Genomic DNA, 13,398 nt, shown 5'->3' with positions numbered 1-13,398 from the left:
CCGCGGTGTAAGTCAGCCGGGGCTGGACTCGCTCCGCCGGGCGGACGACTCGTTCATCGTCCGGCGCCACTGGGCGAGCAGCCCGCGCGGCGCGTCCTCCACTGTCAGCGCGTAGCAGATGTGGTCACGCCACGCGCCGTCGATATGGAGCTGACGCCTGCGGACGCCCTCCTCCCGGAATCCGAGCTTCTCCACGACTCTGCGACTGGCATGGTTCTCCGGCCGGATGTTCGCTTCGAGACGGTGTAAACCGGTGGTGAAGAAGCAGTGGTCGACCGCCATGGCCAGCGCCGTCGGGATGATGCCCCGTCCGGCGAGCGCGCCGTCGATCCAGTACCCCACCTGGGCCGAACGCGCCGAACCCCAGGCGACCGCTCCGACGGTGAGCTGACCCGCGAACCTTCCCTCGTACGTCACGACCCACGGCATGGCGAGCCCCTGCCTGGCCTCACGGCGGAGCGCGCCCACCATCGAGACGTACGGCCCGAGCCCGGTGCGGAAAAGCGGGGTCTCGGGGTTGCTCGGCTCCCAGGGGCGCAGCCACTCGGCATTGCGCAGGCGGGTGTCCCGCCAGTCACGGACGTCACGAAGGCGCAGCGGGCGGAGCCCCACGGGCCCCTCCACCAGGGTCGCCGGCCAGCCGCGAAGTCGATCCATCAGTCAATCATCCACCGAAGGACGGTCAATGCGCCATGCGGGGGGCGGCGTGCCGCGAAGGATATCGGGGTCGGAGCCAGAGCGCGGATATCAAGATCGATGAGCGAATCCTCGGCCGCGGCATGCCTGGCTTGCCTCGAGCCGTACACGATCCCGCAGTGCAAGATCACGACCGGTATTCGCCCTGGTCAACGCATATGCGTGCGAGTTTCTGCAAGATCACGAAAGGGGTATGGGCAGGTCGGAGGGGTGTCCTGCGAGTATTCGCAAGATCACGGGCGGGGGGGCGGGGGGCGGGGGTGGTCTCCGCCGTGGATCTGGTCGACGACGTGTCCGAGGATCGGGCCCAGCACGGCCATGCCGTCGCGTACGCCGCCCGAGGAGCCGGGAAGGTTGACGATCAGCGTGCCGCCGGCCTGGCCGGCGAGGCCGCGCGAGAGGATCGACGTCGGCACCCGATCCCGGTTGGCCAGCCGTACGGCTTCCGCTATGCCGGGGATCTCGCGTCCGATGACGCGGCGGGTCATCTCGGGGGTCAGGTCCTGCGGGGTGACCCCGGTGCCGCCGGTCGTCACGATGACGTCGTATCCCTCGGCCACGCCGCCGCGCAGCGCCGCCTCCACCGGGTCTCCGTCGGGCACCACTCGCGGTCCGTCCACCACGTCACAGCCCGCCTCGGCCAGCAGCGACGCCAGCAGCGGGCCCGATTTGTCCTCGTAAATTCCGGCCGCCGCCCGGTTCGACACCGTGACCACCAAAGCACGCACCGCCGCGCTCCCCTCTTCCCGTTGCCGCGAACCGTCCCGGCTCGTCCGGCTCCGCTCAGATCAGCTCAGATCAGCTCAGCTCAGCTCAGCCCGCGTCGGGGCGGCTCCACCGGCCGGTTTTGCCGCCGGTCTTCTCCTCGACTTTGACGTCGGTGATGACGGCGCCGGGATCGACGGCCTTGATCATGTCGATCAGGGCGAGCCCGGCGACCGCGACGGCCGTCAGGGCCTCCATCTCGACCCCGGTCCGGTCGGCCGTCTTCACTCTCGCGCTGATTTCCACCCCGGCATCGACGATCGTGAGCTCCACCTTCACGCCGTGCAACGCGATCGGATGGCAGAGCGGCACCAGGTCGGGGGTGCGCTTGGCCCCCATGATCCCGGCGATCCTGGCCACGCCGAGCGCGTCCCCCTTCGGGACGTCTCCGGAGCGCAGCACGGCGACGGCCTCCGGCGCGAGCAGGACGCGCCCGGTCGCGGTCGCCGTACGGGCGCTGACGTCCTTCTCCGAGACGTCGACCATGCGGGCCGCCCCGGACTCGTCGATGTGCGTGAGACTCCCGGTGTCACTACTCATAGCGGGATCACCTCCACCTCGGCCCCTTGGGGCAGTTCGGTCACGTCCTCTGGAAGCACGATCAGAGCGTTGGCGCTCGCCAGCGCGGCGAGCTGGTGGGAACCCTGCCCGTGCACGGGGGCGACCACCTCGCCGGACAGCACCGCGCGCAGGAAGGACCTCTTGCCCGCGGGTGACCGCAGCGGCGCGGTCGTGGCCGCCCGCACGGTCGGCGGCGGACCTGTCGGCAGCCCCTGCATGGCCAGCAGCGCCGGCTTGACGAACAGCACGAACGACACGAACGACGAGACCGGGTTGCCGGGCAGCGTGAAGATCGGCACCGCGTCCGGGCCGACCAGCCCGAAGCCCTGCGGCATGCCCGGCTGCATGGCGACCTTCTCGAAGGCGACCTTGCCCAGCGGCGCGAGGGCCTCCTTGACCGGCTCGTAGGCCCCCATCGAGACCCCGCCACTGGTGATCACGGCGTCGGCCCGCAGCAGTTGGGTGTCGAGCGCCTCCAGGAACTCCCTCGGGTCGTCGGTCACCGCCCCGGCCCGGAAGCCCTCTCCCCCGGCCTGCCGTACGGCAGCGGCGAGCATGAAGCTGTTGGACTCCCAGATCTGCCCGGCGCCGAGCGGCGTGCCGGGCTCGGCCAGCTCCGCGCCGGTCGACAGCACCACCACCCGGGGCCGGGGCCGTACGGTGACCCGGCGGCGGCCGACCCCGGCGAGGATGCCGACCTGGGCGGGGCCGACGCGGGTGCCCGCGCGGAGCACGAGGTCGCCGGCCTCCACGTCCTCGCCCGCCCGCCTGATCGCGTTGCCGAACGGCGCCGGCCTGCTGATCGTGACGCGGGCGGTGCCACCGTCGGTCCACTCGACCGGTACGACGGCGTCCGCGCCGGCCGGCACGGGCGCGCCGGTCATGATGCGGGCGGCCAGCCCCGGCCCGACGGCGTGCACCCCGCCGTCGCCGGCCGCCACGTCCTCGATCACCGGCAGCATGACCGGAGTTGCGGCCACGTCCTCGGCCCGTACGGCATAGCCGTCCATCGCCGAGTTGTCGAACGGCGGGAGCGGCATGGGCGAGGCCACGTCCTCGGCGAGCACGGTGCCGAGGGCGTTCTCGATGTCGACCTCCATCGGGGCCAGGGGCCGGACGGCCGCGAGGATGTCGGCGAGATGCCGGTCGACGGCTTTCATCATGATCCCGCTTTCGTTATGACTGGGCTTCGCTTTCCGTCATCATCACTTCACGCTGTCGAGGAACTCCCGCAGCCAGGGCAGGAACTCGGGCGCGAGATCGTCGCGGTCGGCGGCGAACTGCACGACCGTGCGGAGGTAGTCGAGCTTGTTGCCGGTGTCGTAGCGACGGCCGCGGAACAGCACGCCGTGCACCGGGCCGCCCTCGTCGGGACCGCGGGCGGCCAGCGTGCGCAGGGCGTCGGTGAGCTGGATCTCGCCGCCGCGTCCCGGCGGGGTGTTCTCGAGCACCTCGAACACGGTGGGGTCGATCACGTACCGTCCGATGATCGCCCAGTTGGAGGGGGCCTCGTCGGCCGGGGGCTTCTCCACGAGGTCCGTGACGCGGACCACGTCGTCCTGGTCGGTCGGCACGATCGCGGCCGCGCCGTACTGGGAGATCTGCTCGCGCGGGACCTCCATCAGCGCGATGACGCTGCCGCCGTATGTGGCGCGGACTTCGATCATGCGCTTGAGCAGCGGGTCGCGCGCATCGATGAGGTCGTCGCCGAGCAGGCAGGCGAACGGCTCGTGGCCGACATGCTGCTTGGCGCACAGCACGGCGTGGCCGAGCCCCTTCGGCTCACCCTGCCTCACGTAGTGCATGATGGCGAGGTCGACCGTCTCCTGAACCTGCGAGAGCCGCTCCTCGTCGCCCTTGGCGCGAAGCGCGTCCTCAAGCTCGTACGCTACGTCGAAATGATCCTCGATCGACCGCTTGTTGCGGCCGGTCACCATCAGGACGTCGAGCAGGCCGGCGGACACCGCCTCCTCCACGACGTACTGGATGGCCGGTTTGTCGACGATTGGCAGCATCTCCTTGGGGGTCGCCTTGGTCGCGGGCAGGAAGCGGGTGCCGAGACCCGCGGCGGGCACCACGGCTTTGGTCACGGGGTCGAAGTCAGCCATGTCTGAACACTAACGGAGCAGGCTTTGGACAAGATGAACCTGCGTCGGCTGATCCTGGACGGCAGAGCCCGGCTGGATCCGGCGACACTGCGGGAGTCGTCGGCGGCGACGCGCGAGATCCTGCTCGATCAGCCGTGGGTGCGGATGGCCGGGCTGGTGGCGTGCTACTGGTCGATCGGGACCGAGCCGTCGACCCACGGGCTGGTCCTCGCCCTGTGGAAGCACGGCGCGACCGTGATCCTTCCGGTGCAACTGCCGGACGGCGACCTCGACTGGGCCGTTTACGACGGGCCGGACTCCCTCACCCCCGGGCCGTCTGGGATCATGGAGCCGGTGGACACGCGGCGCGGGGTCGACGCCATCCGTACCGCGGCCCTGATCCTCGTGCCCGCCCTCGCCGTGGACCGCACGACAGGCGTACGGCTCGGCCGGGGCCGGGGGTGCTACGACCGGGCACTGGCGCGTGTCGGGCCGAACGTGCCGACGGTGGCGCTGCTGCACGAGGGCGAACTCCTCGACGGCGTACCGGCGGAGCCGCACGACCAGCGCGTGCGTTTCGCGGCTCTGCCCAGTGGAATCGCTCAGCCGGCAACGCGATGACCCCCCGGGGCGCGTCGCGGCGATGGATACGGGAGGCGGGTGGAGCGTCTGAACGTCTGGCTTCTCCTCTCCGCCGTCGTCGTCATCGCGGCCATCGCGTCCGTCCGGATCGTGCACCGCACCGGGCTGCCCAGTCTGCTCATCTACCTCGGGCTCGGTCTGGTCATCGGTGAGGCCGGGATCGGCGGCATCCAGTTCGAGGACTCCCAGCTCGCTCAGCAACTCGGCCTCGTCGCGCTCGCCGTCATCCTCGCCGAAGGCGGTCTGACCACCAGCTGGAAGAACGTCCGCGACGCCGTACCCACCGCCCTGATCCTCGCCACGGCCGGCATCGCGGTCAGCATCGGCGTGCTCGCGGTGGCCGTACACGCCCTGCTGGGCATGGACTGGCGCAGTGCCCTGCTGCTCGGCGCGGTGCTGGCCTCGACCGACGCCGCCGCCGTGTTCTCCGTGCTCCGACGGCTCCCGCTGCCTCCCCGGCTCGCGGGCATCCTGGAGGCCGAGTCCGGATTCAACGACGCGCCCGCCGTGATCATCGTGATGATGCTGAGCGTGGTCGCCGAGCCGCTGCCCTCGCCGGGGAACATCGTGCTGAACACCGCGATCGAGCTGGGGATAGGCACGGCCGTCGGGGTCGCGGTCGGGCCGGCCGGGATCTACGCGCTGCGCCGGGTCGCGCTTCCCGCGTCGGGGCTCTATCCCATCGCGGTGCTGGCGCTGGCCTTCATCGCCTACAGCGGGGCCGCGCTGCTGCACGGGAGCGGGTTCCTCGCCGTCTACGTCGCCACGCTGATGCTGGGCAATGCGCGGCTCCCACACGTCGCCGACACCCGCGGGTTCGCCGAGGGCGCGGCCTGGCTCGCCCAGATCGGCCTGTTCGTCATGCTCGGCATGCTGGCCAGCCCGTCGGAGCTGCCCGGGGCGATCGTCCCGGCCCTCGTCACCGGGATGGCCCTGGTCCTGCTCGCCCGCCCGGTCTCGGTCATGGTCTCGGCCCTGCTCATACGACTGATGCGGGGCGTTCGGCTCGACCCGGAGGTACGGCTCGGGCGGGGCGAACGGTCGGCACAGGGAGTGTGGCTGAAAGACGGCGGCGTGCGGTTTCCCCGGATGGAGGCGATCCCGTGGCGGGAGCAGGTGTTCCTGTCGTGGGCCGGGCTGCGCGGAGCCGTACCCATCGTGCTCGCCACCATCCCCTGGAACGCCGGGGTGCCGGGGGCCAAGAGCCTCTTCAACGACGTCTTCATCATCGTCGTCGTGTTCACCCTCGCGCAGGGGCCGACACTGCCGTACCTCGCGCGGCTCCTGCGTCTGGAGGCGGACGGCGAGGCGCGTGAACTCGACGTGGACTCCGCCCCGCTGGAGGAGCTGAACGCCGATCTTCTCCAGGTGCGCATCCCGGCCGGCTCGATGCTGCACGGCGTGGAGATCTTCGAGCTGCGACTCCCGGCGGACACGATGGTGACGCTGGTCGTCCGGGGCGGCCGGTCGTTCGTGCCGGCGGCGTCCACCCGGCTCAGGGCGGAGGATCAGCTCCTCATCGTCACCACGGCCGCCCAGCGGACGACCGTCGAGCGCCGGCTGCGGGCCGTGAGCCGGCGCGGCAAGCTGGCCGGCTGGTACGGCGAACGCGGCACCTGAGCAGTGCGGCGCGGATCCAAGAACAGGGCGAGTGGGGACATGCTGCTCGAACGGCAATAAACCGGCCCGGAGTGGCGTTTGGCCTCGTGGGTTGCTTACCATTAGCAATCGTCCTAGTCGAGTGCTAGGAAGTTTTCGGTGAACACTGTAGGTCGCGGCGCGTCCGCGCCTGGCGTGGCAGAACAGGATTCGCCGAGCACGACCTTGGTTTCCAGTGCTAGTTCCGGGAGGAACGCGTGCCCACCTACCAGTACGCCTGCACGGCCTGCGACGAGCAGTTGGAGATCGTCCAGAAGTTCTCCGACGACCCGCTCACGGAGTGCCCGTCCTGCCAGGGGCGGCTGCGCAAGGTCTTCTCTGCCGTGGGCATCGTTTTCAAGGGCTCCGGTTTCTACCGCACCGACAGCCGTTCCTCGGGTTCGTCGTCGTCGGTGCCGGCCGCGTCGAACGGCGGCTCCAACGGGTCGGGTGGCGACGGGTCGGGCAGTGAGACGGCGAAGTCGTCGGGCGACTCGGGCAAGAAGGAGACCGCGACCGCGTCCACTTCCTCGTCGTCCTCCGGTTCTTCAGGTTCTTCGGGCTCGTCGAGTTCGTCGAGTTCGTCGGGCTCCTCCGGTTCGACCGCCGCGGCCTGAGCCCCGGGTAAACCGAGAGTTATCCACAGGGGGCTGTTGGGGTGCCGCCCGGGCGTGGCGATTCGTTAGGGTCGGCGACATGGTCAATGGCGTAGAGATCGGCATCATCGGCGGCTCGGGGCTTTACTCCCTCCTGGACGACGCCGAGGAGATCGACCTGGCGACGCCGTACGGCCCGCCAAGCGACAAGATCGCGTTGGGCCGCATCGGCGATCGGTCGATGGCGTTCATCCCCCGGCACGGCCGCGGCCACGTCCATCCGCCGCACCGCATCCCCTATCGGGCGAACCTGTGGGCACTGCGCTCCCTCGGCGTCCGCCAGGTGCTGGCGCCCAACGCCGTGGGGTCGCTGCGCCCCGAGCTCGGGCCGGGCGCGCTGGTGATCCCCGACCAGCTCGTGGACCGGACCAGCGGAAGGCCGCAGACCTACTACGACACCGGCTGTGCCGTACATGTGTCGTTCGCCGACCCCTACTGCCCGGCCGGCCGGGCCACGGCCGTGGCCACGGCACGCGAGGCGGGCTGGAACACCGTCGACGGCGGCACTCTGGTCGTGATCGAGGGTCCCCGCTTCTCCACCCGCGCCGAGTCGAGGTGGTTCTCGGCCGCGGGCTGGTCGATCATCGGCATGACCGGGCATCCCGAAGCGGTGCTCGCCCGGGAGCTGGCGCTCTGCTACACCTCGATGTCGCTTGTCACGGATCACGACGCGGGCGTCGAGGCCGGCGAGGGAGTCACCCACGAGGAGGTCCTCGCCTTCTTCGCCGCCAACGTCGAGCGGATGCGCGCGCTGGTCGGCTCGGTCGCCGAGGCCCTCCCGATCGAACGTGACTGCGCCTGCGGCACGGTGCTCGACGGCGTCGAGCTCCCCTTCGAGCTTCCGTAACCGGCCGCGTCATGAGTGCCCTGAGCCGTCTCTTCACGCGCCGTCAAGCGGTTACTCGGCGCAGCCATCCGATCACCCGTCGCCTGGCCGCTCATCGCCGCTTGATCTCGGCGGTCCTCGCGGGACTGGCGGTGGCATGCGCGCTGACATCCGTAGGGCCCCCGGGCGGCGTGGAGGTCCTCGCCGCCGCCCATGACCTGGGTGGGGGCCGGCTGTCCGCCTCCGACGTCATGGTCGTACGGCTCCCGCCCCGGGCGGTGCCGGACGGCGCCTTCCGTCCGGGCTCCACCCTGACGGGACGGGTCGTGGCCGGGCCGATGCGCCGGGGCGAACCGTTGACCGACGCCCGGGTCCTGGGGCGGGGCATGCTCGCGACGCAGGGACCCGGGATGGTGGCGACGCCGGTCCGGATCGCCGATCCGGACGCCGGCCGGCTGCTCTCACCCGGTGACGTCGTCGACGTCCTGGCCGCGTTCGAGACGGACCCCTTCGCGGGGGCGCCCTACGCGGGGGCCTCGTTCGAGGATCCTCCCGGGGCCGTGGATTCGCCGGCCCCGCCGGCATCACCGGGCGACCCGGGCTTCCAGAGGCCGCCGTCGTCGGAGGGAAGGCCGCCGTTTGATGGGAGGGCGCGACAGGCCGTCACGGTCGCGCGTGAGGTGCGGGTGATGACCCCTCCGTCGGCGGGGGAAGGAGACGACGGCGTCCTCCTCGTGCTGGCGACCACCCCGGGCCAGGCCGCCCAACTCGCGCAGGCACAGGCACACGGGCGGCTCTCCGTCGCGATCCATCCCCGCTGACGCCTCGATGCGGATCGGCGGCGCCCAGAGCGGACCATCAGAGGGCGCGCTCTGAGGGGGTACTCAGAGGGGGCGCTCAGAGGAGGGAGCCGACCTCCGGGTCGTACTCCCAGTGCCAGGGCTCGAACGGGCTGCGATAAGCCCAGTCGGGGTGGATCCAGCCGAACCGTTTGCCGTTCGCCTCCAGCCAGTTGAACTGCACCGAGCGGAAGGACTGGACGCCACCGCACAGGTCGACGGCGAGCCCGAGACCGTGATTGCTCTTGCCGGGGGTGGCCGCCAGACCGGGGCGCCGCCAGTAGACGGACTGCTGCTCGGCCAGGCTCCGGTAACTGTCGGAGATGCAGATCGGCGTGCCGAACCGCCTCTGGTAGGCCAGGTTGAGGTCGGCGAACGCGATGGCGGCGTCGGCGCGCAGTTCCTCGCCTCGCTGTGGCAGGGGGCACAGGATGTTCTGCGGGAGCAGGCCGTTCGGGTACTGCTCGGCGACCCCCACTCTCGTCGGGTCGCACCCGCCTCTGTTCGCCTTGCCGATCTTGACGCCCAGCTTGGTCAGCGCCTTGGTCAGGGACTTGACAAGTGCCGAGGAGCGCTGCCGAAGCATCTTGATCTGCGCGTCGAGCTGGGCCTCCTGCAGAAGGTTCGCCGACCGCAGTTCCTGCGCCTCGGCGGCCAGCCGTTCCTGCTGCCGTTGCAGCCGCGCCGCGTCGCCGAGCACCGTGTTGCGCTCGTTGGCGAGGTAGTCCAGGTCGCTCATCGCCCGCAGCGCCGCCGTGTCGTCACCGCTCGCCGTGAACGGGCTGATGCCGGTCATGGCGGGATCCTGATAGATGCCCTGGACGAGATCGGACAGCGGCCTGCGCAGTTTGTTGAGCTCCTGCGTGGCCGCCTGAAGCTGGGTCAGCTTCGCCGCGAGTTGCTTCTGCGTCGATTCGAACCGCTTCTGCCGAGACTTGAGGACCTTCGTGGCGTCCTCGATCCCCTTGTAGGCCTGCTGCGCCTGGCGTCGCAACTCCGTCAACGTGGTCGGGTCCTTGCCCTTGAGGCCCTCGACGGTGGCGGCGCTCCACGCGGTGGCGTCCTTGGCGACCGTAGCGCGGGTGGTCGAGCGGGTGGTTGAGCGGGTGGCGGCGGCCGCCTCGGCCGTGGTGCCGTACGGGACCCCAGCGGAGAGCGAAGTCATCGCCGTGACGACCGCGATCAGGCGTACTGACCGGGGAGTGGGCACGATCGACTCCTCCGTTTGCGAACTCGTGACCTGGGTCAGGGACGCACGTTACTACAGAGGAACCAGGGAACGGGCGACGCTTACCACATGCGTTATCCGCCGATCTCATCCCTTTCAGGCGCTTTGTCGTGTCGCTCGGTACCTCGGCGGAGGCCTGACTGGGCCGTGTCGCCGGGCAGAGACGCGGCATCCAAGGTCAGCGAGTGTTCGCGGCAGAACTCCCACAGCCAGGTGTCCCGCCACTCCAGCGAGCACGTGAGCGGAGTCTCGACCTCCGCCGGCTCGCTCCGCTCCTTCGGCGCGGTCGTCCTCGGCTGTCGCTTGACGACGGCGGGAGGAGCCTGACGGACGGGTTCGGGCCGCGGGATCAGGATCAGCCCTTCATAGACGCGTATCGGCCCGAAAGGCTCGGGAACCCGGGTCGGCTCCAGAACCGCATCCCGCCCGGCCGGTACGGACGTCGTCCGCTGCCCCTCGTCCACCTGCGCCTCGCCCACCTGCCCCTCGGCGCCCGGCGCCACCGGCACACCGCCGGTTTCGCCGACCTGGACTGCCTGGACTGCCTGGCCGGCCTGATCGTCATCGGCAGGAACGCTGTTCGCGACGGTCCCGTTCGGATCGCTTCCGGCCGTGTCAGGGCCTGGCCGACCTGGCTGACCTGGATCGGCGTTCTGGCGATCCGTTTTCCGGTGACCCGCCTTCCGGTGATCGATGCTCCCGGGAGCCGTGCCGTACGGCGCGGAGCTCGCAGAGGGGGTGGGGGCGGGAGCGCTGCTCTGCGGGGCGGGGCCGAGGGGCGTGCGTCCCGCGCCGTCTCCTACCGTCTCCGCCCCGGGCGCGGCCCCGGAACGCCCCCGTCCCCGTCCCCGCGCGGCCGGCGGGGTGATCGTGGGCGGGAAGACGGTCACGTCACCCGCCGAACCAGGCATGCCGACATCGGTCTGGGACGCGATGACCGGGACCTCGGCCGGGGAGCGCGTCACACCGGACGTTTCCGGCGGCAACGCGTTCTCTGATGTACCGGCTCCCGATGCCCGGCTCGCCTGCGCGGCCATCTTCCCTTCGCCGGCGACGCTGCCCCGTGCCGCCTCCCGGTAGCCTGCGAACTCCGCCATGAGCATGGCCACGGCCAGGATCGCGGGCGCGAGCATCGCGGTGATGAGCACCAGCGGGCGAAGCCTGCGGACATGCCTAAGTCGCGTTACGGTCACGAACAGTGACGGTAATCAGCGCACACAAGCCGGAACACATCCACTTGCCAGCCCTTTACCGCACGTCAGCCAAGCGATGACCGGCATACCTCGGGCGACACTCCCGTCGAGAGGCGCGAGCTGGCCCAACCTTTCGCTAGGCTTACATAGCACGACACGCCTCCGTAGCTCAGGGGATAGAGCACCGCTCTCCTAAAGCGGGTGCCGCAGGTTCGAATCCTGCCGGGGGCACCTAGTTGACCTTGTGATTCACCGCCCGACCTGGGAGTTCTCCCCCGGTACGGCTTCCGCCCGTGTGCAGCCGTAGGCCGCCAAGAGCAGCCCTGAATCACCGTTCACGGAATATGCACGGGATGATCTTGGGGTCACTGGACCGTAGAAGGTCCCGCGAAGAACCAGGTCAGATGGCCTGCTGCTGTATTGGTTAGCGATACCGCCACCCCAGAAGTCGGCCCTACATCTCATCACCAGCAGGGCAAGCAGTACCCCCTACCCCGATCACGGAGAGTCCCACTCTCGCCCAGTTCCATTAGGCCCCCTTGAGTCGGGTTGTACCGGAAAGCGATCTCTGGGATTATCTGCAACCTGGGAATCCCCACGGCGCCGAGTCCAGCTTTTAAACCATGCCAGGGCCGATCGGAGGATGATCTTAACCGTGCACTCCTGGGCTGATCACTGGCCGATAGTCGATCCCAGCATTCCTCCCCGGGACAAGCGCCGGATCATAGGCAACCGGGAGCTCATGGGAATGTCAGGAGCCTCGCAGCAGCGATACAACACGCCTCAGGGCTCGGGTGGGCCAAGTGGCTGGTTGGTCGTTGCAGTCGTTGTCAGCTTGGCGATTCTCGGCGGCGTTCGCGCGGTGGTGGTCGAGAGGTCATCGGCAGGCATGCTTGTCCTCATCCTGCTCTCTATCGCCATAACAGCATTCTTCGCCTGGTTATATCGTCACTCCGCTAGCCGACTAGCACGTCTCTACCGCGACCGCTACGTGCTCCCTAGCGATCTCGACAACGAAGCTCACGCCCTGTTCAAGCGGGCCACCAGCGCCACCACGACGGTCAACTGGTCTCAAGTCAGCCGACAGGGGTTCTTGGACTCCGTCGCCAACGATTTGCTATTCCCTCAGCAGTTGTGGGAAATCAGTCGGCTTCTGCGCTTTCAGACTGTCCTGCGCGCCGAGCAGGCCGCTGCCACTCGCGGCGTCGTCATCACCCCTGAGCTGGCGGCCGTGCTGGCTCCCCAGCAGCAGGCCCTACAGCACTCGGTCGCGATGGTCACGCAGCGGATCGTAGAGCTGGAAGCTTACGCACGCAGAGTCCAGGAAGCGGACGCCGCGCTACGGGCCCACGAGCAGCTGCAGAACAATGACAAGTACCGCTACCTGCTCGCGCATACCGACGACAGGATGGGCATGCAGAGCCTCGTGCAGCAGGCGGCCTCTGTCAAGAGCACTCTCGCCCGGAGCGTGCACGATGCCATCGCAGCGGGTCAGACCCTGGTGGTGCCGGATCTCAGGCGCTGGCGCTAGCCATTTCGTATCATCGACCACCGGAGCCCAACATCGTCTCGACATGAAGCATCGCGAGTTAATCGGCAATGATGCAAGGCTCCCCCCAGCCAAGACCAAAGGCCCGGACCTGCCGGGGCCTCTGCCGTCAGCGCTGTCCGTCAGTCTTCGAGAGCTTTGGTGATCTGACCGTTGGCACGGGCCCGTTGCCCCTCGATGCATTTCGCGTAGACGCGTAGGAGCACGTCAACGCCGTGCCCGGCACGCTGGGCGACCTCGGTCGGCGGGACGCCCGCGTTGAGCCACAAGGAGACCGCCGCATGCCGGAGGTCGTACGGGCGAGCCGCCAGCGGGGACGCGACCTGTTCGACGGTGAAGGCCAGGCGCCGGGCTTCCTGCCAGACCGCGGAGTACGCCGAGGAGGAGAAAGGCCGGCCCTTGCTCGTCCGGAAGAGCCTGCCGTCCTTCGCCGTGTCGTACGTCGCGATGTGCTCGCGGAGGATCGCGACGAGGACCGGAGGGATCGGGATCTCCCGTGTATCGTCCACGGCCCGGTGCTTGAGGCCGCGTTCGTCGTGGGTCTCCCCCGAGTTCGTCCATCGCTTGTTCGCCTGTGGCAGCGCCTTCTCAAGCGTGATCAGTCCCCAGCCCTCAGCGGGAAGGTCGCAGTTCTGCCGACGCAGCCCCGAAGCCTCCTCAGAGGACGGTTCGAGAGGGTATGCCCAGAAATGCGTAGCGTGATTGTGTGAATTTGTAG

General features: G+C 69.4%; 13 protein-coding genes, 1 tRNA gene and 1 pseudogene. 7 read left to right on the top strand and 8 right to left on the bottom strand.

Going from position 1 to position 13,398, the window contains the following annotated elements:
• Positions 1-12: 12 nt before the first annotated feature.
• The 5 genes from ACFHYQ_RS10475 to galU form a co-directional block, all read right to left on the bottom strand.
• A complete protein-coding gene (locus ACFHYQ_RS10475) occupies positions 13-657 on the bottom strand; it encodes a GNAT family N-acetyltransferase (protein ID WP_394300917.1) in 645 nt (214 codons plus the stop codon).
• 272 nt (positions 658-929) lie between these two features.
• Positions 930-1,424, bottom strand: coding sequence for a MogA/MoaB family molybdenum cofactor biosynthesis protein (locus ACFHYQ_RS10470; RefSeq protein ID WP_394300916.1), 495 nt, complete (start codon positions 1,422-1,424; stop codon positions 930-932).
• Positions 1,425-1,509: 85 nt separating this feature from the next.
• Positions 1,510-2,001: a cyclic pyranopterin monophosphate synthase MoaC gene (gene moaC / locus ACFHYQ_RS10465; protein WP_394300915.1), complete on the bottom strand. Its 492-nt coding sequence runs from the start codon at positions 1,999-2,001 to the stop codon at positions 1,510-1,512.
• Positions 1,998-3,182, bottom strand: a complete 1,185-nt coding sequence (gene glp, locus ACFHYQ_RS10460; RefSeq protein WP_394300934.1) for a molybdotransferase-like divisome protein Glp — start codon at positions 3,180-3,182, stop codon at positions 1,998-2,000. Before glp ends, moaC begins: the two co-directional genes overlap by 4 nt.
• A 45-nt stretch (positions 3,183-3,227) precedes the next feature.
• The gene (gene galU / locus ACFHYQ_RS10455; RefSeq protein ID WP_394300914.1) at positions 3,228-4,130 is read right to left on the bottom strand and encodes a UTP--glucose-1-phosphate uridylyltransferase GalU; all 903 of its coding nucleotides are present in this window, start codon (positions 4,128-4,130) and stop codon (positions 3,228-3,230) included.
• A 33-nt stretch (positions 4,131-4,163) separates the two neighbouring features.
• On the opposite strand from galU, the gene ACFHYQ_RS10450 reads away from it, so the two are divergent.
• The 5 genes from ACFHYQ_RS10450 to ACFHYQ_RS10430 all read left to right on the top strand — a co-directional run bounded on the left by ACFHYQ_RS10450 (position 4,164) and on the right by ACFHYQ_RS10430 (position 8,692).
• On the top strand, positions 4,164-4,730 hold the full coding sequence (locus ACFHYQ_RS10450) for a 5-formyltetrahydrofolate cyclo-ligase (protein ID WP_394300933.1): 567 nt from the start codon (positions 4,164-4,166) through the stop codon (positions 4,728-4,730).
• Between the two features lie 39 nt (positions 4,731-4,769).
• Positions 4,770-6,371, top strand: a complete 1,602-nt coding sequence (locus ACFHYQ_RS10445; protein WP_394300913.1) for a potassium/proton antiporter — start codon at positions 4,770-4,772, stop codon at positions 6,369-6,371.
• Positions 6,372-6,607: 236 nt separating this feature from the next.
• Entirely contained in the window at positions 6,608-7,006 is a 399-nt protein-coding gene (locus ACFHYQ_RS10440) for an FmdB family zinc ribbon protein (RefSeq protein ID WP_394300912.1), read from the top strand.
• Positions 7,007-7,085: 79 nt separating this feature from the next.
• Positions 7,086-7,892 (top strand): S-methyl-5'-thioadenosine phosphorylase, encoded by an 807-nt coding sequence (locus tag ACFHYQ_RS10435; protein WP_394300911.1) that lies wholly within the window; start codon positions 7,086-7,088, stop codon positions 7,890-7,892.
• Positions 7,893-7,993: 101 nt separating this feature from the next.
• On the top strand, positions 7,994-8,692 hold the full coding sequence (locus ACFHYQ_RS10430) for an SAF domain-containing protein (protein ID WP_394300910.1): 699 nt from the start codon (positions 7,994-7,996) through the stop codon (positions 8,690-8,692).
• Between the two features lie 76 nt (positions 8,693-8,768).
• Here the strand turns inward: ACFHYQ_RS10430 and ACFHYQ_RS10425 are convergent, their stop codons facing one another.
• Both ACFHYQ_RS10425 and ACFHYQ_RS10420 read right to left on the bottom strand, forming a co-directional pair.
• Positions 8,769-9,920 (bottom strand): D-alanyl-D-alanine carboxypeptidase family protein, encoded by a 1,152-nt coding sequence (locus ACFHYQ_RS10425; protein WP_394300909.1) that lies wholly within the window; start codon positions 9,918-9,920, stop codon positions 8,769-8,771.
• Positions 9,921-10,012: 92 nt separating this feature from the next.
• Positions 10,013-11,131, bottom strand: a complete 1,119-nt coding sequence (locus ACFHYQ_RS10420; protein WP_394300908.1) for a hypothetical protein — start codon at positions 11,129-11,131, stop codon at positions 10,013-10,015.
• Between the two features lie 158 nt (positions 11,132-11,289).
• On the opposite strand from ACFHYQ_RS10420, the gene ACFHYQ_RS10415 reads away from it, so the two are divergent.
• Both ACFHYQ_RS10415 and ACFHYQ_RS10410 read left to right on the top strand, forming a co-directional pair.
• A tRNA-Arg gene (locus ACFHYQ_RS10415) sits at positions 11,290-11,362 on the top strand.
• 604 nt (positions 11,363-11,966) lie between these two features.
• Complete coding sequence (locus tag ACFHYQ_RS10410; RefSeq protein ID WP_394300907.1) at positions 11,967-12,662, top strand: hypothetical protein; 696 nt, start codon at positions 11,967-11,969, stop codon at positions 12,660-12,662.
• Positions 12,663-12,802: 140 nt separating this feature from the next.
• On the opposite strand, the pseudogene ACFHYQ_RS10405 reads toward ACFHYQ_RS10410, so the two are convergent.
• Positions 12,803-13,398 (bottom strand): annotated as a pseudogene (locus ACFHYQ_RS10405) (tyrosine-type recombinase/integrase); the annotation flags it as partial.

Origin of the sequence: Sphaerimonospora cavernae (assembly GCF_042435035.1) — a bacterium.
In the GTDB taxonomy this organism is placed as follows: domain Bacteria; phylum Actinomycetota; class Actinomycetes; order Streptosporangiales; family Streptosporangiaceae; genus Sphaerimonospora; species Sphaerimonospora cavernae.
This window is presented reverse-complemented; position numbering and strand designations above follow the sequence as displayed.

Excerpts from the sequence above, each read along its gene's own strand:
- ACFHYQ_RS10475 (WP_394300917.1), bottom strand. The coding sequence starts at position 657 with ATGGATCGACTTCGCGGCTGGCCGGCGACCCTGGTGGAGGGGCCCGTG.
- moaC (WP_394300915.1), bottom strand. The coding sequence starts at position 2,001 with ATGAGTAGTGACACCGGGAGTCTCACGCACATCGACGAGTCCGGGGCG.
- glp (WP_394300934.1), bottom strand. The coding sequence starts at position 3,182 with ATGAAAGCCGTCGACCGGCATCTCGCCGACATCCTCGCGGCCGTCCGG.
- galU (WP_394300914.1), bottom strand. The coding sequence starts at position 4,130 with ATGGCTGACTTCGACCCCGTGACCAAAGCCGTGGTGCCCGCCGCGGGT.
- ACFHYQ_RS10450 (WP_394300933.1), top strand. The coding sequence starts at position 4,164 with ATGAACCTGCGTCGGCTGATCCTGGACGGCAGAGCCCGGCTGGATCCG.
- ACFHYQ_RS10435 (WP_394300911.1), top strand. The coding sequence starts at position 7,086 with ATGGTCAATGGCGTAGAGATCGGCATCATCGGCGGCTCGGGGCTTTAC.